The sequence below is a fragment of the Halalkalibacter sp. APA_J-10(15) genome (genome assembly GCF_023017105.1).
Classification (GTDB): domain Bacteria; phylum Bacillota; class Bacilli; order Bacillales; family Bacillaceae_D; genus Halalkalibacter.
Genome location: NZ_JALKEV010000018.1, coordinates 81374 through 103355, shown reverse-complemented (window position 1 = coordinate 103355; position 21982 = coordinate 81374). Strand labels below are relative to the sequence as shown.

General features: G+C 37.4%; 18 protein-coding genes and 4 pseudogenes. 5 read left to right on the top strand and 17 right to left on the bottom strand.

The window, feature by feature from the left end; genetic code table 11:
* Window position 1 precedes the first annotated feature (1 nt).
* A complete protein-coding gene (locus tag MW695_RS18815) occupies window positions 2-841 on the bottom strand; it encodes an AraC family transcriptional regulator (protein ID WP_247107036.1) in 840 nt (279 codons plus the stop codon).
* Between the two features lie 128 nt (window positions 842-969).
* Here MW695_RS18815 and MW695_RS18810 point away from each other — a divergent pair, with 128 nt between their 5' ends.
* A complete protein-coding gene (locus MW695_RS18810) occupies window positions 970-2535 on the top strand; it encodes a glycoside hydrolase family 43 protein (RefSeq protein WP_247107052.1) in 1566 nt (521 codons plus the stop codon).
* Window positions 2536-2670: 135 nt separating this feature from the next.
* Here MW695_RS18810 and MW695_RS18805 read toward each other — a convergent pair whose 3' ends face one another.
* The 4 genes and pseudogenes from MW695_RS18805 to MW695_RS18790 all read right to left on the bottom strand — a co-directional run.
* The gene (locus MW695_RS18805) at window positions 2671-3003 is read right to left on the bottom strand and encodes a type II toxin-antitoxin system RelE/ParE family toxin (protein ID WP_035347529.1); all 333 of its coding nucleotides are present in this window, start codon (window positions 3001-3003) and stop codon (window positions 2671-2673) included.
* A 5-nt stretch (window positions 3004-3008) separates the two neighbouring features.
* On the bottom strand, window positions 3009-3257 hold the full coding sequence (locus tag MW695_RS18800) for a type II toxin-antitoxin system prevent-host-death family antitoxin (RefSeq protein WP_035347531.1): 249 nt from the start codon (window positions 3255-3257) through the stop codon (window positions 3009-3011).
* A 668-nt stretch (window positions 3258-3925) separates the two neighbouring features.
* Complete coding sequence (locus MW695_RS18795; RefSeq protein WP_247107035.1) at window positions 3926-4711, bottom strand: SDR family oxidoreductase; 786 nt, start codon at window positions 4709-4711, stop codon at window positions 3926-3928.
* A gap of 135 nt (window positions 4712-4846) precedes the next feature.
* A pseudogene (locus tag MW695_RS18790) lies at window positions 4847-5119 on the bottom strand (SDR family NAD(P)-dependent oxidoreductase); the annotation flags it as partial.
* Between MW695_RS18790 and MW695_RS18785 the strand changes: the two are divergent.
* Window positions 5118-5261 (top strand): annotated as a pseudogene (locus MW695_RS18785) (TetR-like C-terminal domain-containing protein); the annotation flags it as partial. The pseudogenes MW695_RS18790 and MW695_RS18785 overlap by 2 nt on opposite strands.
* 688 nt (window positions 5262-5949) lie before the next feature.
* Here the strand turns inward: MW695_RS18785 and MW695_RS18780 are convergent.
* The 3 genes from MW695_RS18780 to MW695_RS18770 are packed head-to-tail and all read right to left on the bottom strand — an operon-like array spanning window position 5950 to window position 8960.
* Window positions 5950-6537 (bottom strand): hypothetical protein, encoded by a 588-nt coding sequence (locus tag MW695_RS18780; protein ID WP_247107034.1) that lies wholly within the window; start codon window positions 6535-6537, stop codon window positions 5950-5952.
* Window positions 6538-6593: 56 nt separating this feature from the next.
* The gene (locus MW695_RS18775) at window positions 6594-8027 is read right to left on the bottom strand and encodes an SA1320 family protein (RefSeq protein WP_483299874.1); all 1434 of its coding nucleotides are present in this window, start codon (window positions 8025-8027) and stop codon (window positions 6594-6596) included.
* Window positions 8028-8054: 27 nt separating this feature from the next.
* Complete coding sequence (locus MW695_RS18770; protein WP_247107032.1) at window positions 8055-8960, bottom strand: DUF1672 family protein; 906 nt, start codon at window positions 8958-8960, stop codon at window positions 8055-8057.
* A gap of 137 nt (window positions 8961-9097) precedes the next feature.
* Here MW695_RS18770 and MW695_RS22765 point away from each other — a divergent pair, with 137 nt between their 5' ends.
* Together MW695_RS22765 and MW695_RS18765 are read left to right on the top strand one after the other, a co-directional pair.
* Window positions 9098-9223: a hypothetical protein gene (locus tag MW695_RS22765; RefSeq protein WP_260505931.1), complete on the top strand. Its 126-nt coding sequence runs from the start codon at window positions 9098-9100 to the stop codon at window positions 9221-9223.
* A gap of 358 nt (window positions 9224-9581) precedes the next feature.
* Window positions 9582-9680, top strand: coding sequence for a putative holin-like toxin (locus MW695_RS18765; protein WP_247107031.1), 99 nt, complete (start codon window positions 9582-9584; stop codon window positions 9678-9680).
* Between the two features lie 206 nt (window positions 9681-9886).
* Here MW695_RS18765 and MW695_RS18760 read toward each other — a convergent pair whose 3' ends face one another.
* The 9 genes and pseudogenes from MW695_RS18760 to MW695_RS18720 form a co-directional block, all read right to left on the bottom strand.
* Window positions 9887-10060, bottom strand: a complete 174-nt coding sequence (locus MW695_RS18760; RefSeq protein WP_260505930.1) for a helix-turn-helix domain-containing protein — start codon at window positions 10058-10060, stop codon at window positions 9887-9889.
* Between the two features lie 160 nt (window positions 10061-10220).
* A complete protein-coding gene (locus MW695_RS18755; protein WP_247107029.1) occupies window positions 10221-10424 on the bottom strand; it encodes a hypothetical protein in 204 nt (67 codons plus the stop codon).
* A gap of 543 nt (window positions 10425-10967) precedes the next feature.
* Window positions 10968-11039, bottom strand: a pseudogene (gene rpsI, locus MW695_RS18750) (30S ribosomal protein S9); the annotation flags it as partial.
* Between the two features lie 1050 nt (window positions 11040-12089).
* On the bottom strand, window positions 12090-13805 hold the full coding sequence (locus MW695_RS18745; RefSeq protein WP_247107028.1) for a methyl-accepting chemotaxis protein: 1716 nt from the start codon (window positions 13803-13805) through the stop codon (window positions 12090-12092).
* A 63-nt stretch (window positions 13806-13868) separates the two neighbouring features.
* Window positions 13869-14645: pseudogene (locus tag MW695_RS18740) on the bottom strand (MFS transporter); the annotation flags it as partial.
* Between the two features lie 146 nt (window positions 14646-14791).
* Entirely contained in the window at window positions 14792-15367 is a 576-nt protein-coding gene (locus MW695_RS18735; RefSeq protein WP_247107026.1) for an MFS transporter, read from the bottom strand.
* 238 nt (window positions 15368-15605) lie between these two features.
* Entirely contained in the window at window positions 15606-17936 is a 2331-nt protein-coding gene (locus MW695_RS18730) for a glycoside hydrolase family 2 protein (protein WP_247107025.1), read from the bottom strand.
* A 213-nt stretch (window positions 17937-18149) separates the two neighbouring features.
* Complete coding sequence (locus MW695_RS18725; protein WP_247107056.1) at window positions 18150-19247, bottom strand: glycosylhydrolase-like jelly roll fold domain-containing protein; 1098 nt, start codon at window positions 19245-19247, stop codon at window positions 18150-18152.
* A gap of 86 nt (window positions 19248-19333) precedes the next feature.
* Window positions 19334-20431 (bottom strand): glycoside hydrolase family 43 protein, encoded by a 1098-nt coding sequence (locus tag MW695_RS18720; RefSeq protein WP_247107024.1) that lies wholly within the window; start codon window positions 20429-20431, stop codon window positions 19334-19336.
* Window positions 20432-20697: 266 nt separating this feature from the next.
* On the opposite strand from MW695_RS18720, the gene MW695_RS18715 reads away from it, so the two are divergent.
* The gene (locus tag MW695_RS18715; RefSeq protein ID WP_247107023.1) at window positions 20698-21942 is read left to right on the top strand and encodes a helix-turn-helix domain-containing protein; all 1245 of its coding nucleotides are present in this window, start codon (window positions 20698-20700) and stop codon (window positions 21940-21942) included.
* The last annotated feature ends 40 nt before the right edge of the window (window positions 21943-21982 follow it).

Here is a 21982-nt window from a genome sequence, read left to right as displayed (position 1 = left end):
CTTATTTTCGCTTTTGCTTGCGATAGGATAACGGTCTGACTCCCGTTACTTTCTTAAACGTCACATTAAAATTAGCCGTATAAGAAAAGCCAACAAGCTCAGCAATTCGCCCTATTGGCGTTGACGTTTCTCGCAATAGACGCTTCGCCTCGCGTATACGCACAGCTTGTACATAGTCCTTGAACGTAAAGCCGGTTAACCGTTTAAAGCTACGACTTAAATAGGCCGGACTAATATAAACGGCTTTAGCTACTTCATCTAACGTAAGTGCCTGATCATAATGCTTCCTTATATAGCTAGCAACCTCAGTTACCTTTTGTTGTAAAGGGTGATCAGAATGGATGTGTCGGTTGATTTCTTCGACTTCTACTCGTTTCATTTGAACAAATAGCTCGGTCAATGCGGAACGAACACATGCCTCATAACCGATTCGTCGCTCGCGGCTTTCTCGGTACATCTTCTCGATCACCTCTTCAATCAGCGGTTGCTCGTCTACTTGAAACCGAAACAAGGAACGAGAAAACTGGGCAAACGAAGCTTGGAATCGGCTTAATTCCAGCTCTATAAATTCATCTGAAACGTTCATTAGCATCCGCTCACATTCCAGATCATTTGAACTGCTTGTCCGATGAATATCATTCGGCTGAATGAAGATTAAATCTCCTTTTTGCCCTAAGTATACCGTATCGTTAATAAAAAAGTATTTGCTCCCATGATAAATATAAAATAGCTCATATGAGGAATGAGAATGAGGACGTGTCATTCTGGAATACCCCGTTTGGTACATATATTGAATCGAAAAATGAGAGCCTTCAATATAATATTTTTGTTCATCTTTCATTTTCGCCACCCTCTCAAAATTGAGCAAACATCACTAAAAATGAGCCATAATTAAGCAAGAAACACAAACATTTTTTGCTTTTATTATACTAAACTAATAGAAACAAAGGAATGAAAGGGAGGAAAATCATGAAAACGTTTCAAAATCCAATTATCCCTGGCTTCTACCCAGACCCATCGATTTGTCGTGTCAATGATGATTATTACCTTGTCACCTCTACCTTTGAATACTTCCCCGGTGTACCGATCTTTCATAGTAAGGATCTCGTGAATTGGCGACAAATCGGCCACGTGCTCGATCGGCCTTCACAATTAAACCTTGATGGCACACCTTATTCAAAAGGAATCTATGCACCAACGATTCGTTATCACGAAGGAACGTTCTATATGATTACAACGTTCGTTGAAAGTCAAACAGGGGCTCGTCGCAACTTCTACGTGACAACCGAAGACGCAGAAGGAGACTGGTCCGATCCGATTTGGCTAGAAGGCGCACCAGGAATTGATTCATCGTTTTTCTTTGATGAGGATGGCACATGCTACTGTACAGCAAACCGCAAGCCACCTTCTGGTCAACACTATCCAAAGCATATGGAAATTTGGCTACAGGAGGTTGACTTAGAGAAAGGGACTTTAGTGGGGGAACGCTATAGCTTATGGGATGGCGCTCTTAAGCAAATCCACGCGCAAGAATCACCCCACCTTTATAAGCGAAATGGCTATTATTACTTACTGATCGCAGAGGGTGGCACTGGCCACACTCACTCCGTCACGGTCGCCCGAAGCAAGTCTCTTACCGGTCCTTATGAAAACTGCAAGCTCAATCCAATATTGACACATCGTCATTTAGGAAGAGACTATCCTATCGTCAATGTCGGTCATGCCGATATCGTCGAAACTCAGGACGGTGAAGGATGGATGGTTGCCCTCGCTTCAAGGCCTTATGGGGGCTATTACCGCAACCTCGGACGAGAAACGTTTCTCGTTCCGTTCACATGGGAGGAGGATTGGCCACTCGTCAATCCAGGAAAAGGAATCATCGAAATCGAGACAAAACGCCCCTCACTCCGTGAACACCGCTGGCCAACAGCACCTGCTTGTGACCATTTTGAAGCAGCCGAATTAGATCAACGCTGGAACTTCATCCGTACGCCTCGCGGTGACTTCTGGTCATTAGCTGAGCGACCCGGCTACCTACGCTTAAAGCTAAAGCCTGAAATGATTAATGAAGAGGTCAACCCAAGCTTTATCGGGAGACGCCAAGAGCACCTATCCTTCGCCGCTCGCTGTGCGTTAGAGTTTGAGCCGCACCACGAACAGGAGGTAGCAGGAATCGTCCTCTTGCAAAATCACAACTATCAATATCGAGTCGAGCTCTCTTCCATCAACGGAGATAGAAGGCTTCAGCTCATCAAACGCGAGGCAGGAGCTGAGGAGGTTGTCGCACAAGCGAAGCTACCAGAAAGCGAAAAGCTCTATTTAAAAGTAGAGGCTATCGAACAGGATTATCATTTTTATTATGCTACAAAGTTCGAGCAATGGCAGACACTGAAGGAATATGTCGATGGCCGCATCCTCAGTACTGATGTTGCAGGAGGATTTGTCGGAGCGTATATCGGTATGTATGCGAGCAGCCAAGGAGCAGCAAGTGAAAATGTCGCTGATTTTGATTGGTTTGAGTATCGAGGGATGTAGACATATGTGTCATTCTTACATTGAAGGCATTGGAAAGGTGATATAGCCTTTTCCAATGCCTTCTACTGTATCTTGCTTTGTTTTACGAATAACGTTCGTTCATCCACATATTTCTCAACGATTTTAAAGGTTTCACTATTCCTTATTTGAATTCATTTCTTCGTTAAATAATAACTTTACATAATCTCTTCTCGAATCTAAAATTCGATAGATCGAAACATAAACATCATCAAATTTATAAAAAACAATGTAGTTACCACTGACTAAAAACCGGTAATCTGTTTCAATATGAATTTTTGATGATAACTCTAGACCTAACATTGGATAAACTTTTAGTTTTTTGTAACTCTCAATGATAGTTGAAACTATATTTACAGCAGCCGTCGGATTATCAAATTCTTTAATCATATATTCCTTAATATCATACAAGTCTTGTTTAGCAACAGGGTTTATTCTCAACTTATACATAAAGATTAAACTCCAAGATCATTCTTAACTTGTTCTTCAGTTAGCCATTCATCTCCAGTTTTTATTGCTTTTTCAGCTTCCATAAGCTTTGAAAGCAGTTTAATCGTAGCTAGGTTCTTCTCATATTCTTCAATATCAATAATCGCATATTTACCTCGTCCATTTTTCGTTAAAAAAACCGGCTCACCTACCGCGATGTCCTTTAAAACTTCATTATAATTTCTTAAATCTGAAACAGGTTTAATATTTGGCATCATATTAACTCCTTTCGCTGAAATTATTATACCATTATTCCACTTAAAATAATACGTCGAATTCAACAGCAGGAATGTCCTGAAATTGATTAACCCTCATCAGGTTCTCGTAACACATACAACTTATTGAACTCTACTGATTAGAGAGTCTAATCCCCAGTAACTTCTGTTTATTATATAAAAAGTCAATAGCTGTTTATCGCATTCCATCAGAGAGAAAAAAGGATCTCACAAAGAACAAAGGGAATCCTCATTCCGCTATTAAAGCTAAATGAGACCAAAAAACCGAAATAGCGGGATGAGGAACCGAAGAGCACGCGACCTACGCCCCCCGCTTCTGCAACTCTAAACGCTTATAAATTCTGATTATGTAAGAAAAACACGACAGCATCTTTTCTGTAAGCAACGTGTGAAGCCGTTACAGAGGCTTTCAGTTTTTCTGAAATTGGAGTTCTTTCAGAAAAACGTGTAACGCGCGAAGCCGTGGCTCTTCTTTGAGTTTGCCAATACCCTCTATTCTTTCCCCACATTTCCTTCCTCGAATTTTATAAGTCTGATTATGCAGTAAAAGAAGCAAGAGACCCTCCCCTTGCTTCTTTTAGTAATCGATATTGTTTTGATATACCTTTTTGGATAACCGAATTGCAAATAAAAGGGGCAGCCATATCTTAATACTTATAAGATTGTCCACCATCAATTGGCACAACCGCTGCATTGACAAATCCTGCTTGATCAGATAGAAGGAAGGCAGTAAGGTAGCCTACTTCCTCTGGTTTGCCAAAACGTTTCATTGGGTTAGGCTCAACAAACGCTTTCCCTACTTCTTCCCATCCATCTTCACCACCAATTTGTTTTAATGATCCTTCAACCATTGGTGTCATAATGGCTCCTGGTGCAATCGCATTAATCGTAATACCAAATTGACCGTACTCAATTGCTGAATTACGTGTTAAACCAACGACTCCATGCTTACTAGCCGCATAGCCTGATTGGTTACCAACTCCACGAATACCACCAACAGAAGCCGTATTTACGATATGGCCGCTACCTTTTTCTTTCATCACTTTAAGAACATATGTCATACCATAAAATACACCATTTAGGTTGACATCCACAACTTTACGAAACTCCTCAGAACCGAAATCTTCAGTCACGTTTTGTTTCCCTTCAATTCCAGCATTATTAAAGAAACCATCAATTGTTCCAAATGCTTCTACTGTTTTATCCACATAATTTCTAACGTCATCTTCGTTAGCGACATTAGCCGTTACTAAAAACACGTCGGCATTTGGAGCTACTTTTTGAACCTCGCTTTTTGTTTCTTCTAATCCTTTTTCATTTAAATCAACTAAAGATAGCTTCGCTCCTTCTTTTGCTACCTGTAATGCAACAGCACGACCTAGGCCAGATCCTGCTCCAGTAATTAGTACAACTTTTCCTTCAAACCTTTCCATGACAGTCACCTTCTCTTCTTCTTATTAAGTGAACAACATTGCAGGACACCTCGTTAACATTAAACTGCCCAACTTTATCGATTTCATCACAACTTAGGAGAAAGCTACCCATTTGGTTACATTCACATTCTACTATTATTGTGCCGTGTATCCACCATCAACGACTAGGGAATGATCAGTCATGAAAGTAGTGTCATCGCTGGCCATGAATAATACCGCTTTTGCCATTTCTTCTGGTTTACCTAGACGTTTCATTGGTGTTGCATTTGTTAGGAATTCTCTATCTGTATCACCTAAAATGGGTGTTTCAATAAATCCTGGACATCATGCATTGATACGAATATTACGTTCTGCAAATTCTAAAGCAAGGGAACGAGTCACGTTCACGACACCAGCTTTTGCTGCATTTAAACGCTACACCGCATATGGCTTTTATGGTCTGTTAACCAATTGGATCAACACGGGTTTTGAAATTTCTCAGGAAGAATTAATTAAGGAAGTCATAACAATAACAACGCTTATAAAATCTACCTTTTTTAACCGAAGTTGAATTACAAAAGCAAATAACAAACAACCCTCAGACGGATAATGCCTTAATTCTAACGCCTGGATCAAAAATTACTTTAAAGACCGATACGGGTATTGATAAATTCTTAACCGTTGGGATAAAGACTATTCTATCAACTTCTAAGACCTCCCTTGGACATACTTATATCGAAGAAAAGAATAGAATAATTCGAAAGATGCTTCATGTACAAAACCCCGATGTAGTCCCTGAACTTTCTAAATTGTCGTAAGAAGATTTAGCGGTCTAAGAGAAATAGAGCATTCGTTTCAAAGTGCGATAAATAACTTAGGTGGCACTGATTCATATCAGACTTTAGATCAAGCAGTGAATGCATTCGGCAGTCTCATCCGTTACGCAAACGAGCAAGCCCCATATATTCCTGTCGCACTGCATAAAATACAGATTAGAGTTAGCTGGCATTGATACGAACAAGCCCTTTTACATCAATGGCCAGGAATTATCCTTTGATAAGGATTAACTGTTATCAAAACCAAACCGTTAGTTACTAGCTCCTAGCAAAGAGGTAACGTGGAAAGGGAAATAAGCGCTCGTCGATCTCTAATGACCCGATTTTGTCGCATTCCTTATAGATCAGTAGCACACCAACGACAAAAAAAGATGAACGTTGACCCATCTCACATTCACCTTCATCATTGTTAGATTGTTAGTTTTAGCCTGTTGAACAACGTTTCACTTGTTCATCCAGCACTTGTAGATTTCCAACGACATTATTTGATACCTCTCTCAGCATCCTAATCGACTTCGCTCGATTCGTTTGGAAATGATAGTACACATCGTCAAAGACCATCTCTGACTCTCGTATGAGCGACCGTGCGGCATGGTTATAGAAATAGACATTCTGGTAATCTTCTTGACGGAATAACGCCGAATCCACATAGGGACGTAGCTTATTGACGAGTGTTGGGTAATTGTCCTGTAACATAGATAGCCCATTTCGAAGCCCTTGCACCGTATCGATGAAATCATCTAGCTGCTCTCTCGCCCGGTTCACTGCAGCAATAACCTGGCTCCTATAATTGAAAAAGGTTCGTAAAGCGGTATCAGCTAATTGAACTTTTCTCCCTAACCGAGAATCTTCTCTAATCGCAAGCTGAATCGCCTCTGCTCCTAACTTGATGCTTCCTAAAACGACGTCAATCGCCCCAACTAGCGTGACAACAATTGGATATGTACTCAACCTAAACCCTTCAATTGCCATATTACGATGCAATTCTTTGAACTTCATAAAATAAAGCATGTAAGGCGACTCCTCCAATGTCACGATGTTCGTGCTCTGAACAGGACCCGATAGCCCTACTGTCCCCCCTGGCGAACCGCGTCTGTTATTTGATGGTCGACATATTCAAATTCTGAAGCCGTTTGCGATACTTGACTTCGAAACTCCTTCACTTGCGTTAAGACTTGCTCCTGATTCCGACCGACCAATTCGTGGTGAGCCGCTAACTCATCGACAACCACATCCAAAAAGACCTTCTGGCCTCCTTTTAATAAGTCCTCTACTTTGTCCATGATCAGTTCATTGACATAAGAAGACAATTCGTCGACTTTCTCTTCTAATTCATATAAGTAATTTCGAACAGGAGCGAACAAACTAGCCACATCAACGCTCGTGTTAAAAAGGGATTCGACTAACTCCATCGGTGGGGAATTTAAAAGGATATCAAGGGACGCACATTGTGCTTCTGCTTGATCAAGTAAGGTATGTAAACGCTGAATGATCTTTTTTAATTCATTGTGAGGTAAATGGATATTGAAAAGCAATTGACGATCCGCAAGCTGCTCAAACATGTCGAGAAAGGCCTCACGCAATTCATTCACCCGCCTATGCTTTTGCGTTCTCTGATGCTCAACAATATCCATTGCATGAGTCAGATACGTTTGAGCTAACGTCAACCGGTCAATCACAGCAGGCTCTAGTCCTTCACCTAATAGAGACAACTGTTCGTAATCAATCTGAATTCGCTCCGAGCGTTGCCCATATAATGGCTGCCCCGTCCAGATGCTCGTCACAATGTGTCGATCAGCATCCATATAAATATGACCGTACCCTGGCTGTCCGTACTCGCCAATCGTTAACGTTGGCACATGGCGATTGCCGTCCTTTATATACCCTGTATGATTCGGGACAAGCTGTGCTAAGCCCGGAACCCCTTGATAAATCTCAACATGCTTTCCAGGAACTTGATGAGCAATCCTCCCCGCTCGAAGCGCCGTCGTCAGAATATCATTCTCCGTCAAATAATTGGTCATATTCTCATACTCTGTATCAGGATCAAGCAACCCTGCCGGAAGAGGCGCCGGATTCAACGTCACAGCCCGCATATGAGGAAAGGCAACAGCCGCCGCATTCGCCAAACCGCCACCAAGCGAATTCCCCGCAAGCGATTCGACTTCAATCCCTAGCTCTTCCTGAACCGACTCCACATACGCCACTCCCGCCTCAAGCTGTGCAGGCGTTGGCCCCGTCAAAAGCTGCACATTCGTCTTCACATCCTGCATGCCGTACTTGCTTTCGACGTCCGTGCCGACGAATACGACGGTGTATTCGCCGGTTTCGAGGTTTTGAACGGTTAGGGCATCGAGGCCGGTGGGGTGGTCGTATTCGGTGTGGATGACTTCGAATTCTTTTTCTTCAATTGTAAAACGTGAGTTCTCCCTATATTCCAAATAGGCATGCAATCCACCCATTTGAACTAGTTCAGCATCTGTTGTTCGATCCTTTGTCACTTTGGTCAACTTCTTCACCTCTAAACTTTAATCTCGAATAATTTTATTTGGAGTATTGCGTCTAAGATAATTCCGATCATTCCCCGTACCAGTTCGTTTAATTACATTATTATCTCGCAATAGAAAAGCATAGGCCCCACGTGGGATTCCTTCCATTGTTTCTAAATCGTGGACAACCATATTAAAAATCTCCTCATCCGGGTCCATCTTTGGTTCACTCATAAACAATTCAACGGTAATCGATAAATCATTCGCTTCATAACTCTCCACATCAAAATGCTCTCTCAATTCTTCTTTCCTGATATCTGGATTATCGAGATACAACTGGTTGATTCCTTCTAATTCATCCATCGACAAAGGTTGAATAAAAAAGTATGGGGTCGTATAACCCGATGCTATGACATTATTTACCGCCTCTTGTCGAAATCCTACTACCGGATATTCCTTCGTTAATCCGACTAAATATTCTTCTAATGCTTTAAATTCATCCTCCATGATCATCGCCAACAGCCCACCGAAAAGGCTTTGCTCGACTTGCCCTTCCTCTGTCCAAACGTCCTCTGCACGAACTCGTTTGTTTTCTGTATCAATCGGGATAATCGCAAACGTATGAAAATGGGGTTCGCCAACCGATTCAACAAACACCGTCGCCCCTCCTGATGCGCCTACTGCGTTGTGAACGATCACATCGGTTTTGTATTCCTCTCGAAAAAAGGCTTGTACCGCTTCCTCGATGTCGGGGAACAATTCCTGTGCTAAGTCATTCGTTGCTTGACCACCGCGAAGTCTGTATTCTTCTCCTGTATATTCATTGACGCTCATCAACGTACGTTCTGCATGTTCTTCTTCTGAAATTTCACCAAACATCGATAAACAACCTCCTAAACTCATCACACTCACTACCATACACATAGCTAAACAAAGACGTCTCATCGTGCTCCATCCTCCTTACGAGGTTATCAAACTCTATTCTTTACGTTTCTTTTGACAAATTCTAGTGTAACGTAGGAGAAGGAACTATTTAACACTCTTTCTTATATTCGTGTGAAACAGGTCATTTTGATCAGGGCTTGAGAATCAGAAAAAAGGGTAATCATTCTATGAAAAGAGAGGAGTTTAAAGGAGATCAATACGAGTACAAACGCTTCTTTCTAGGAGTAGCTGTTAATTCACTTTATGTAAGTATTGGACCGTAATTAAATTGGATTTTTAGCAAGCACTTAAAAGCATTTGGTTTACTTGGCCACTGAAAAGGTTTGATTTTTAACTTTTTTGGTGCCCTCTTAGTGTAACGCTTCACGGTGCACTTTTTTCTTTGTTGAAGGAAATTGCACCAATAAAGGTAGTTATCCAAATACTTGGTTCCCACACATTAACCGCCCAGAACATCGATATAAAAACCGTAAAACACCTTGATATTACAGGGTTTTCTTTATGAAAACAAAGGTGTACTGTGGATATTTATGGTATAATAGATGATAGATATTCATTCGATTTAGCGTTTTTAAAAAACGGATAGGGTGGTTGGTGTTGTCCCCGAAAGGGGGTGAGGCCATGACGACATTTCAGGCTCTAACACTCATGATTTCTTTCTCGACTATGATGATAGCGCTGATTGCCGTTGTTATTGCTATTTTGAACGTAAAAAAATAGCCCCCCTGTTCGCATGGGCGAGGGCTATTTTTTCTTCATAGAACAGATAACACGAATCCCCTATTAAGAGAATGGATATCTAGTGGCCACAGCGGGAACTGTGGTCACTTTTTAGTATATGCTTTGTTAGTACCATCTTACCACAATTTCTCCAAAAGTACACGACCTAAGCAAAATTAACAACACTCAGAAACCGAAACATCGATTCAAATAAGAAGCACGATGGAGGTATTCTGCCGTTTTATCATGGTCGGTGCTTCATCTGTTTTAAAATACTTACTGACTGTATTCCTTGTATTACCAAGTTTTTTTGCGATTTGCCTTTGAGACATTCCTTCTTTCTCATATAAAAATTTGATACGATAGAATTGAGCCTTCAATCATCCTTTTTCCCTCTCTTCTAATTGATCGTTTGGTCACTTTCAATCATAAGAGAGGTTAGTAAAATTGGAAATGGTGTGGCTCATTTTTTATGTGATCGCCCCCTTAAAAGTGGCTCAATATTAAGTTATCAAATACACTACCAAAATAGCAGATTTACTATTCGAAATCACCACCTGAATTCTTATTGGCCTTCTTATCTTTCACAATGCAATAAATGGCATAGATTAAATAGACTAATGAAAAAGTCAGATGAAATAAATATAGGTAACTTCCTTCACTGTAACCTATATCCCAAAAAAGACCTATTATCACCGATATAAGCATAATGATCGCACCAAATAAAACAACAAACTTTCCCATTGTGTTTCCCACTTCCTCAAAAGTAGTTTAATAACAAATTTATCGCTAATGGTACCACAAAATAGAAAATAGTTCCACCAGCCGGAGATATTCAATTCCGTATACTTCACTCAATTCTTTCAATGCATTCTGTGTCATACTTACTTAAAACAAGATTCCTGAATGCTGTATCAAGTTCGCGAATTATAAAGTAGGAGATATAGAGAACTGTTCATTAAGTAACAACTCTTTACGTAGCTTATCTTATCCTTTAAAATCTTGATTTAATTATATAATCCCTTAAACTTCCTCCTTATACGCCCGCCAGCGCATAAACTACTTTTTTCTTTATTCCATAAAAAGGTATATATCTTGAATATCAATAAATACCTATGATCCTACCGTTACTAGAACGAACATCTCAAAACTTCCTTACCTTTATGATGGAAAAAACTCAATGGTCCTAAAAGTGAGGCAAAAGTGGGTCGTTTTTCCCTAAACAACGAAAAAACCCTCCCTGCTCCATAAGAGCAAAGAGGGCTGAACGTTGATATAACAAGGATATTAACGTTTTGAGAACTGAGGTGCACGACGTGCTGCTTTAAGACCGTATTTCTTACGCTCTTTCAGAGACGGGCGGAAATACCATTATGTGAAATTATATAAACCTCTTTAAATCAACGTTTTTCCCTTTTAGTGTTTCGTGGGATTTTAAGAGATTTATCGTAAAGGGTATTCAAGGGGTATTCAAACAAATAATCAAAGTAAATACGCTGGCAGGCTACATACAGGAAACCTTTTTGTTTTTTTGTTGTTCAGATTTCTGCTCAATTTTTTATAAGAATTGTTGTAACCATTTATTTGTTTTTATCACCTTTGTAGACACTCCTTCAAATTAATTCTGTAAAATTATTCATTTTCAAATGAACGAACGTTTCCCCATTCGGAAACACATAGATACTATAATTCCCTACCGATTATTAGTAATGTCGGTTCAGGACATTTATAATTTTCGTTATTAGAGATATGGATGATTTGAGTGAGATTCGTGTCCGTGAGAGAACGATTTTTTTCCAGCATGTCAGTATCAGTGGATTGGCTTACATAAAGGCATATAACCTAGTGTATCAAGGTTTCTATTTCATCAATAAGTGAGTCATTTTATTAAATGTATGTCCGCGAGAGAATGGTTTTTTAATACATATCCATTACAGTACGGTTTGTGATACATCTTTTAAATGATAAGATCCTCTATCTGCAATAGGAGTTCAGACGTCTATTTCTTGAAACACAAGCGTTTTCCAGAAATCGTTGAATTGTACGTTTTCACAACCTCATATCGACTATTCTTTCATTATAAGCATACTTTACTATACTATATTTGACCCACTTGAACTGAAATTTATTGAAATAAGCCTTCTAGAATCAGTGGAAAATCAAGTATAGAAAAAGGCTCACTCTCTATGAGCCTTTAAATCACTCTATTCAAACTCTCACAAATACTCCTCAAGCGCAAGCACCGGTAACGATTGACCGTACTGCATTGGCGTAATCTTAATTTCTTTGTAAAAATCAAGGGTATCGCCCATTCCCTTTCCGACTGATACCTTTTGAACAGCGCCTTCTTCATTGATCTAATTTACAAACCTAGTGAGAAGATTCACTTAACAAACGTTCATTTAAACTTTAAGTTCTAAACCTATTTATTTGTTCTTTCAATTCATTAGCAATACTTGCTAAATCTGTCGCTAAAGAATCGACTTCATTCGTAATAGCTAATTGTTCCTCAGATGAAGCTGCTATTTCTTCTGTACTCGTCATTGTTTTATTAGAAATCGACGCTACCTCCTTCATTGATAAATTAACGACTTCCATATTTGTAGACATCGTATCAGACAGTAAAAAAAGAACTTCCGTTTCCTGAGCAACTTGAGTCACAGCATTCAAAATATTTGTAAAACTTCTCTCTGTATGCTCAACTAAATGATACCCTTCTTTAACTTGTTCTGAACTATTATTAGTTATTTCTACTACCATTGCGATATCTTTCTGAATACTTGTCACTAATTTTGAAATATCATTTGCAGAACTTCTAGATTGCTCTGCTAATTTCCTAATTTCATTTGCCACAACAGCAAACCCCTTACCGTGCTCCCCAGCCCTAGAGGATTCAATGGTAGCATTTAAAGCCAATAGACTTGTTTTATCAGAAATATCAGCTATAGAATCCATAATATAACTGATTCTTTTAGAATTATCATCTAATACATTGACCAGTTCGATCGTATTATTAGTTGAGTGATAAATTGAGTCCATTTGTAAAATAACTTTAGATAATAATCGATGTCCATCATTCGCTTGCTTAGTTGTATGAGAAGTAGAATCTTTTATACAATAAATAGTATTAGTAACTTTTTTTACCCCTTTTTCTAAATCATTTATTGCATCTGTGCTTTCTTCAATTGCTTTCACCTGATTTTCTGAACCACTAGCAACTTCTTGAATTGCATTTACTATTTGATTAGCAGATGTACTAGTTTCAGTTGAACTTACCATTAATTCTTCTGAAGAAGCAGCAACTTGTTCAGAATTACTTCGAACATTAGTTATTAAATTCCTCGTATTTTCTACCATTTTATTAAAAGCATGAGCTAATTGTCCTACTTCGTCTTGACTTTTCACTTTTACTTTATCTACTGACAGGTTTCCTTGACTAATTTGATTAGAGAAAGTTGCCATGATCTTTAACGGTCTAGAAATCATTTTGCTAAGATATATTGCTATTGTTAAACCTAAAATAATAGCTACTATACTGATGGTTAAGATAACTTTATTACTAAATTGACTCATGTATAATAATGCACCGTTAGCATCTTTTATTTCATTTTGATAATTCATACGTACTTCATCATACACTTCCGAGATTTGACTCAATACAATCTCATTTTGATTCAACAAAGTAGTATAGGAATCCATACCTTCTAATTCTTTACTATTTATGATTTCTTGAACTTGGTTTTGCAATTGTTCGGTTAACCCAATTAATTTTTCTATCCCCTTACTATTACCATCAATAGATAACAATGCTTCTGTGTGATCAAAAAATAAATCATTTTGATTTTGTGTATATTCTATCGATCCGATTGCACGATCATTTAAATAATGTGTAAATCTCAAATATCCTCTATACATCTCTTTTTCCATGCTGTTTAGCAGCTCTACTTTTTCGATTGTATCATCGTTAGTCGATATAAATTGATTAAAATATGAAAAAGCTGAAAATGTTACGCCTGTAACGATGGATAATGAGATAAGTATAGAAATAAATCCTATAAACAACTTTCCCGTAATATTCATTTCCCTTAGTAACTCCCTTAATGGTTTATAAATCGTTATTTCCATACGCCTTCAAAATAATAATGGGCTTCATAGAAAAGTAGTAAGCCATTTCCACCGAAATCATCATTAACTTACTTTATTACCCTCACGTTTTTTTGTTAATTCTGCTTGAATCTCTACCATCTTGTCTTTCGTTAATGGATAGAACTTCATGACAAGTAATGAAATAACCCAACCAATAATTACAATCCCAATATTTAAGAACATCGCCGCCCAAAATAGACTGTCTGAATAAGGTGTATCCACATCAGGGAATGCTACCCTGAACCCAATAGCAGCTAAAACTAAACCAACAATTGTTTGTGACAATGAAGAAACCAACTTATCAATAAATGTATAGGTAGCTGATATCACTCCTGGCACAAAACGCCCTGTTCTATTTGTTTCATAATCTACAATATATGGGATCATTGGGAATGTTAATCCAGAAGAAAGTAATATAAAGGCTGGCCCTGCTAATATTAAGATAACAAAAGCAATGGTCATAAACCCTAAATTATCAAAACCGATCTGTGATGGATCTCCTAACCATAGTAGGAAAAACAATAACGAATACGTAATAATACATCCCCACACTGCAGATATATATCCTTTTCTCGTACCAAACTTCATTGCATATCTAATACCAAAAAATATTATAATCAAATTAATTACTAGACTAGGCATTGCCATTTGACCATGCATAGCATAATTACCAATAATAATCGCATATAACAATACGGGAATAATCTGATTAGATTGCGTTTGCAAAGCAAGTTTATCTGATGCTGCTGCTAAAACAAATAATTGTAACGGACGATTACCTTTCAAAACCTTCCACATATCCTTAAACTTCGTTCGGTTTCCTTCACCAGTACCAAAATTCTCAGCACGGTCCTTCGATCAAACAGCGATAATACCAAGTGTAACAAGTATACCTGCAAGTAAAACTGTTGTAATAACAAATTCATGGAACAAAGAAGCATTGTTAAAGCCTTGATGTTTTGGTACTAAATAAAGCGATAGATACACCCAAAGAAAGCAAAATAAATAGTTGTATAAGTCGTTTGAAAGCCACCTAAAATGGGACGCTGTTGAGGATCATTTGTAAGAACTGCTTGCCCTGAAAGATTGGCAACTCCTGTACATGTATAGCCAACAATATAGATTAAGTACAAAACAATAAAGTAAACAAGTTTTATCCCTTCAGGAGCAAGATGAGCTGTAAAAAACATTAGTAACGTTGATATAGACATAAGTACAAATCCAGCAAGTAAAAACGGCCTTACTTTACCATACTTCCCTTTTGTCTTATCAAGAACCAATCCTACCAGTGGATCAGTAATGCTATCAAATACCCGCGTTCCTGTTATAACGAATGAAGCAACTACTGTCCCTAAACCTACAATACCAGCTGCATAGTAGGAAACGAGCATCATCAACCCCATAAAGACGCCCTGTGAGAAGCCACCTGCAGGAAAGCAGATTAGTTGCCATAGTTTAGCTCGGTTATATTTCTTTTCTCTTTCTGCTAATTCTAATGCTATTCCCTCTTTCGCTATCCTTCTTGCTTCTTTCTTATTCATTCCTATCACCCCTTGATTAATTTTTATAACCTACTAAATGATGTTACAAGGAAGAAAACGCTTACAATATTAACATGAATGATTATTTTTTCATCTATTGAAATGTTGCAAATAATTGATCTTTAACATGAAATATTTATATGAATGAATACACTATTAGTAAAGTGATTTCTTCTATCCGCGATAGAAGAAATCCTTATTTAAAAGCAATGGTTGCCTTACTTTATACAAAGCTAATTTACTTTTTAATCTTAATTAAATCCCGATTTAATCGCTTTAATCTCTGTTCACTAAATAATGACTGACTATCTTGCTCTTCATTTTCATCTGCCATTGATGCGAGTATATCTACTTTAAATCCTTTCATCATACCGTACATTGGAACTTTCGTAATATCTCCTAATGTCTTAACAACAATTGCCTTTGTTTCTTCATTTTCCATCAGTTCTTGTAATGTATCTCCTGTGGAATAAACCCCTTCTGGTATCTCAACTTCTTCAATTAATTCATCGTCATCATATTCCGGTATGTCGAACCAATTAGCAACCCTTTCATTTGTATCATCGACTGGGGCTTCATAGCTTCGATTTGGCTCTAACACTTTTTCAAACCATGCTTGATCTTCAAACTTTTCACCTTCTGAAACTCCCTTAACCACGATGTGATTAGTGCCTTCCTCCAATTTTATATCTTGAAATACTACAATTTTTTTATCACCTACTACAGTTTCAACTTTTTGACTATTCACGTACAAAGTGACTTTCTCACAGTTCGTGTATATTTTAATATCTATTACGTCATTTATCCTTTCAATGTATCGCTTTCCTGCAATGTGTAAAGAAGCTTCATCAGACCAATGAGCTTTATACATATAAAAGGCATCCTTTTTCACTTTTCGATCATACGTAACAAGCCCCTTGTTATTTCTACCCTTTACACCACCTTCATCACGAATATTCGCACCAAAATCAAACATATTCCATACATATGTCGCCCATAAGTAAGGTCTCTCTTCAAAGATCCTCCAGACTTTTTCATGATAAAGTGCATGATATTCTTCTGTATAATCTTTAACCTTTGGTTCTTCACTATGGTATTCAATAATTCCTTCAGCACCATATTCAGAAACGCAAAGACTTATATGAGGATTCGTTTCATGAAAGTTATCCAACCAAGGTGCAAAATCCTCAACCTTTCCATTGTACCAACCATAGTACTTGTTATAACCTATAATATCTGTCATGTAGTTATATTCGTCCTCATCATCGATCATAAAGACATTAGCCATCGTAGTTAAACGCGTTGGATCTTCTTTCTTCGCTATTTCATTTAATTCACGAACTACTTTTCGAACCTCTTGTTCATGTTTACTGCCTATTTGAATTTCATTTTGCAGGCCCCAAAACAAGATTGAAGGGTGATTGAAGTTCTGACGAATTAATTCCACCAGTTGTAATTTAGCGTTTTCTCCTGTTAATTCTGTTTCAGACATCTCAGTAATAAATGGTATTTCTGCCCATACAACCATCCCTTCACGATCGCACAAATCATAGAAATATTGATCATGTTGATAATGAGCTAAACGTATAGATGTTGCACCTACTTCCTTTATCAATTCCATATCTTCATCATGTTCTTCGTGCGTGATGGCCCAACCCATATCTTTACGATCTTGATGACGTGCAACACCATTTAACCGAACTTTTTTTCCGTTTAAGAATAAGCCTTCATTTGGGTCTACTTTAAAATAACGAACACCAAATGGTACAATGACCTCGTCTAATGTATCGTTGTATTGCTGTAAAGACACACGCGCTTCATACATGTGTGCTCCTTTCAGTCCATTCCATAACTTCGGATTATAAATCGTCAGGCCTACATCTACTCGTTTCATTTCTCTACTATCAACCTTTACATCCGCTGCACGATAGCAAACATGGTCGCCATTTTGATCAAATAGATCTACACATAACCTAACTTTACTTTCTACTTGTAATTCATTAGTAATTCGTACATGTAAATGTAAATCAGCTTGCTCCTTATTTACTTTTTCTTGTACTATATACACACCTTGCGAACCATAATCTAACAGATCTACATGAATGGGATTCACAACAAGTAAATTGACATCTCGATATATTCCTCCAAAGAAGGTAAAATCAGCTCTTAATGGATACACATTATCAAAGTGTGAATTATCTACTTTAACAGCTAATACATTTGCTTTACCAAAAGCAAAATGCTCTGTTAAATCAAATCGAAATGTAGAATAACCGCCACGATGTTGACCGAGATGTTGACCATTCAAATATACGTCTGTAACACTATTCGCTCCTTGAAATTCAATATAAATACGGTTATTTTGTTCTTCAATAGGTAATGAAAGCACTTTTCGATACCAACATGCCCCTCTATAGAAATCATTACCATTTGCTCCATCAATCGCATTCCACGTGTGTGGCAAAGACAATGTAACCCAGTCTTGATCGTGATAAGAAATGTCCTTCCTTTCGGCCATTTCTTCCTTAGAAAACTGCCAGGATTCATTTATATTTATCAGTTTTCTCATTTTTAACCTCCTATTGTTTTTATTACAACTAAAAATCCCCAACAATATTCAAAGCGCTTACACAAAAGATGATACCACCTTAATATTTACCGTTATGGTATTTAAGTATTTTTCTTATAATAATACGACTCCTTTTTAACAGAGAAATAAATAACTCTTTAAAAGCAAAATAAAACAAGAATTACAAATGTAATCCCTGTTTTATCTACTTTATTATTTTTCCTTCAATATACGAACTGGTCCAATTAATCCGCTTGGCTCATGATGACCAATACGAGAAAGCATATCATTGTTTTCTTTCACTAGAGTGTTTGTCACTTCTACCTGGATAGTATTGATACCTTCTCTGAGATAATTGCTCATTTCAAATTGGTATGGAGCTTGAAGACGTACACCTACAGATTCCCCATTAACAAAGACTTCCGCTATTTCAAAAACATCTCCTAGATCTATCCAAATACGTGCATCTTCATGTACCCAATTAATTTCTTTTTTATAACGCATTGTTCCAGAGAACGATTGTAATCCTTCTACACGACTTAAATCTAGTAAAGACTTTAATTCACCCCTAGTTGTAAAAGTAGGGTATTGCATCGAAGTTGCTGTTGAAAGCGACCAAGACCCTTCTATCGTTAACGACGTTTGTAATTGTTTCACAGTAGAGCTCAACTCTAACTCTTGTAACTCTGAACTGTTATCCACCACTATAAAGATTGTTTCAAATGGTACTAACTTTAGAGATACTAATGAAATGGATTCCTTCTCTATTTGTTGTGCATCCCACACAATATTCTCATAGGCATCATAGAATAAAATAGTTCCATGAACTGGTAACTCTACTTCTGTATCAATACTTTCAATGGGATGTTCATTAAAAAACATATACACGTCTACTTCTTTTTGCTTCGAATGATAGCAACGCAAATGAGGGGCCTCACCTCTTACTCTTATGTCATAGTAACCAGCTGCTTTCATTGTTTGAGCAAGAACATCGAGTCCAATGACTTTAACATTTTCTCTATCGTCTAAAAACATAACAATATCATCAATTCGCTCGCCCTCGCTCGAACATTTTGGAAGACCATCGATAAAGTAAATCAGTAAATCTTGTTTTGCAAGATCCACAAAGCTTTTTAAGGCATCCATAGGTAGCGCTTCACTATAAGGAATGATTAAGCAATCAAATGTCTCATTATGAGACATAAGTTTTCCGTGTTCAACCTCAACACCTGCTATGATTGCATCACAAGGAAGAATATCGCAGTCGATCTGATTCCTCATTAATTCCTTCACTGGTTTTTGGAAGAACATACACTCCTCATATGTATGCTAGAGGAAAAAATCCGCAGTTTCGCTATTATCGATATTTAAATGAGTACACGAACCGTGTGAGTCACTTACTGTCTAGCGGTAGACATGTTGCCTCGGCGGCGGTACTGCATCATGGAGAAGCAGAATGGTCTGTCTGGCTTCTCTGTTAACGACCATGACTCAGCTAGTGGATTTCGATAAAAATTCCATTCTAGAGAAAGGTTATGATTACTAAAGTCTTCTCTGTCCTCACCTTTCTCTTTGTTTACTACTTTAAGAGACCTTGCATCATATTCAACGTCTACTTGCCCATTTAAACCTATACTAGGCCAACCATCCTCATCCCATGCAACCGGTGCAAGGTTCGTCTCACGGCCTAGATGATGAAGTTTGGAAGTCTTTACAGGTCTAAATCCCAGCATAACCGACCACCATTCCCCATTATGATCTTGTACTAAATCAGCATGACCAGTGCCTTGTATCGGTTTATCGCTACTTCTATTAGAAACTATTGGATTATTAGGGCAACTCTCATATTCTCCGAAAGGTTTTCTACTTCTAGCAACCGTAACCATATGACCATATTCTGTACCTCCTTCTGCAATGAGTAAGTAATACCAGCCATTTATTTTATATAAATGAGGACCTTCAGGAGAATGACCTCCAGTACCATGCCAAATCAAAACTGGCTCATTTAATAACCTCCCTGTATCTATGTCCAATTCTGCTTGGAAGATTCCATCATTACCGAAGCCAGGAAAATGAGCATACGTTAAATACACCTTCCCATCATCATCAAAAAATAAAGATGGATCAAACCCTCTCAAATTCTCAATAACTACTGGCTCCGACCAAGGCCCATTAGGATCCTCAGCCCATACATAAAATGTTTTGCCTACAGTTACGTTCGTTGTAATTACATAAAATCTAGCGTTATGATAACGAATGGTAGGTGCATAAATGCCTTGTGAAGTTGTGTATGAATGTATTCTAGTTAGAGGTAATTGACTTTCCTGTGTTAATACATAACCTATTTGCTTCCAATTCACTAAGTTGACGCTATGATAGATTGGTACACCTGGAAAATACTCAAAAGAACTAGTCACCAAATAATACTCTTCTCCAACTTTGCATACACTAGGATCTGGATGAAACCCACTAATAACTAGATTTTTATGTTTCATTTGTAATCAACACCTCCACGTAAATTATCTTCAAAAAATAAGAACAAGCAAAAAAGCTAGCGCACATGTCCATTAATTTTAAAGTAACACCATCCTTTTTTCTCTTATGGTAATTGAGTTCTTTTTCTGGTACTATAAGGTTAAATTTTAAAGATTATTATACTGAAGTAAGTCGACTTTTTATCATTTTCTGAATATTAATAGTAAATAAAATAAACATCTACGATTAAAAATTCCATTATTACTTTTACAAGGGAGTACCTAAAATGAAGAATTCCATCGATCAAATTAAAGAGAAATGTACGATCATAGCAGAGGCATTTGAAATGCCAGTTCTTTTCATAAATACAAATGGCGAAGTTACTTATGAAAACTATAGCGGTCAAATTTTAAATCCCTTATATGAAAATCAAAAAGAAAAACTATTTAATCCATTGAACTTCAAACCTGAAGTTCAATTCAACACTCCTGTTATTAGAAAATCTGCGTTTTCAGAAAAATTTATATTACTAAGTATTGTAAAAAAGACAACATTTTATGGAACCGTCATTATTGGTCCAAGCTTATCCTATCCATTCTCAGAAGACCGAATATCTGGTATAATTAATGACTTTCGAGCGTTCTTCTATCGAGGAAGTGTTTTGCAGTATTATCAATCATTACCGATTATTAAACCAGATAAGCTCGTCAATATAAGCATAATAGCCTTTAAATTGTTTAATAATATACTCGTTTCTTCTTCATCGGTTTCGTTTGAAGACTCTAGCCTCCCACAAGACAGTAAATCTATCCAAAGCGTCAATTTAACTGTTTCACATAATCTACAAGCAAACAATTTTCATCATGATCGACTATTCGAGAAAAATATTCTATCCATTATTAGAGAAGGAAGAGTGGAAGACTTAAAAGAGTTCCCATATACAAAAGAGGAAGAAGAAGCTAGTGTTCTTTCTAAATCAAGCTATCTCCGTTCTAACAAGAATCATATTATTACAATGATTACGTTAGTTTCTAGAGCGTCAATTGATGGAGGTTTACATGAAGAGGTTGCTTTTTCGTTACACGACAGCTTCATCCAACAGTTAGAGGAATTAAATCGTTTAGATGATATCAGAATGCTTGCGAGAGATGTACTTTATACGTTTGCAAGGAAAGTGAAACAAGTAAAGAATGACCGTCATTCGAGAACAATAACGATCTGTAAAGATTATATTTTTAAATATATTTATGAAGACTTGACACATGAGCAAATCGCTAAGAGAGTTGAATTAAGCCCTAAATACTTATCTGTTTTATTTAAAAAGGAAGTGGGCATCACTATTAGTGAGTATATACAGCAAATAAAAATAGAAGAAGCTAAAAAACTACTCGCTTATAGCAATACCCCTATTTCAGACATATGCTCTTTACTAAATTATACAGATCAAAGTTATTTCACAAAAGTTTTTAAGAAGTTTATCGGAGTTACTCCAAAGTTTTATCGTGAAAATCACCATTTAATTGATAAATAAATGTTTAAAACAAAACACCATCCAATCAAAGCTACATTAG

Coding starts and splice junctions, on each gene's coding strand:
- MW695_RS18715 (WP_247107023.1), top strand. CDS start 20,698: ATGAAGAATTCCATCGATCAAATTAAAGAGAAATGTACGATCATAGCA.
- MW695_RS18730 (WP_247107025.1), bottom strand. CDS start 17,936: ATGAGAAAACTGATAAATATAAATGAATCCTGGCAGTTTTCTAAGGAA.
- MW695_RS18810 (WP_247107052.1), top strand. CDS start 970: ATGAAAACGTTTCAAAATCCAATTATCCCTGGCTTCTACCCAGACCCA.
- MW695_RS18800 (WP_035347531.1), bottom strand. CDS start 3,257: ATGCCAAATATTAAACCTGTTTCAGATTTAAGAAATTATAATGAAGTT.
- MW695_RS18805 (WP_035347529.1), bottom strand. CDS start 3,003: ATGTATAAGTTGAGAATAAACCCTGTTGCTAAACAAGACTTGTATGAT.
- MW695_RS18755 (WP_247107029.1), bottom strand. CDS start 10,424: ATGGGAAAGTTTGTTGTTTTATTTGGTGCGATCATTATGCTTATATCG.
- MW695_RS18725 (WP_247107056.1), bottom strand. CDS start 19,247: ATGTTCTTCCAAAAACCAGTGAAGGAATTAATGAGGAATCAGATCGAC.
- MW695_RS18795 (WP_247107035.1), bottom strand. CDS start 4,711: ATGGAAAGGTTTGAAGGAAAAGTTGTACTAATTACTGGAGCAGGATCT.
- MW695_RS18735 (WP_247107026.1), bottom strand. CDS start 15,367: ATGAATAAGAAAGAAGCAAGAAGGATAGCGAAAGAGGGAATAGCATTA.
- MW695_RS18720 (WP_247107024.1), bottom strand. CDS start 20,431: ATGAAACATAAAAATCTAGTTATTAGTGGGTTTCATCCAGATCCTAGT.
- MW695_RS18780 (WP_247107034.1), bottom strand. CDS start 6,537: ATGCTTTATTTTATGAAGTTCAAAGAATTGCATCGTAATATGGCAATT.
- MW695_RS18770 (WP_247107032.1), bottom strand. CDS start 8,960: ATGAGACGTCTTTGTTTAGCTATGTGTATGGTAGTGAGTGTGATGAGT.
- MW695_RS18745 (WP_247107028.1), bottom strand. CDS start 13,805: ATGGAAATAACGATTTATAAACCATTAAGGGAGTTACTAAGGGAAATG.
- MW695_RS18815 (WP_247107036.1), bottom strand. CDS start 841: ATGAAAGATGAACAAAAATATTATATTGAAGGCTCTCATTTTTCGATT.
- MW695_RS18765 (WP_247107031.1), top strand. CDS start 9,582: ATGACGACATTTCAGGCTCTAACACTCATGATTTCTTTCTCGACTATG.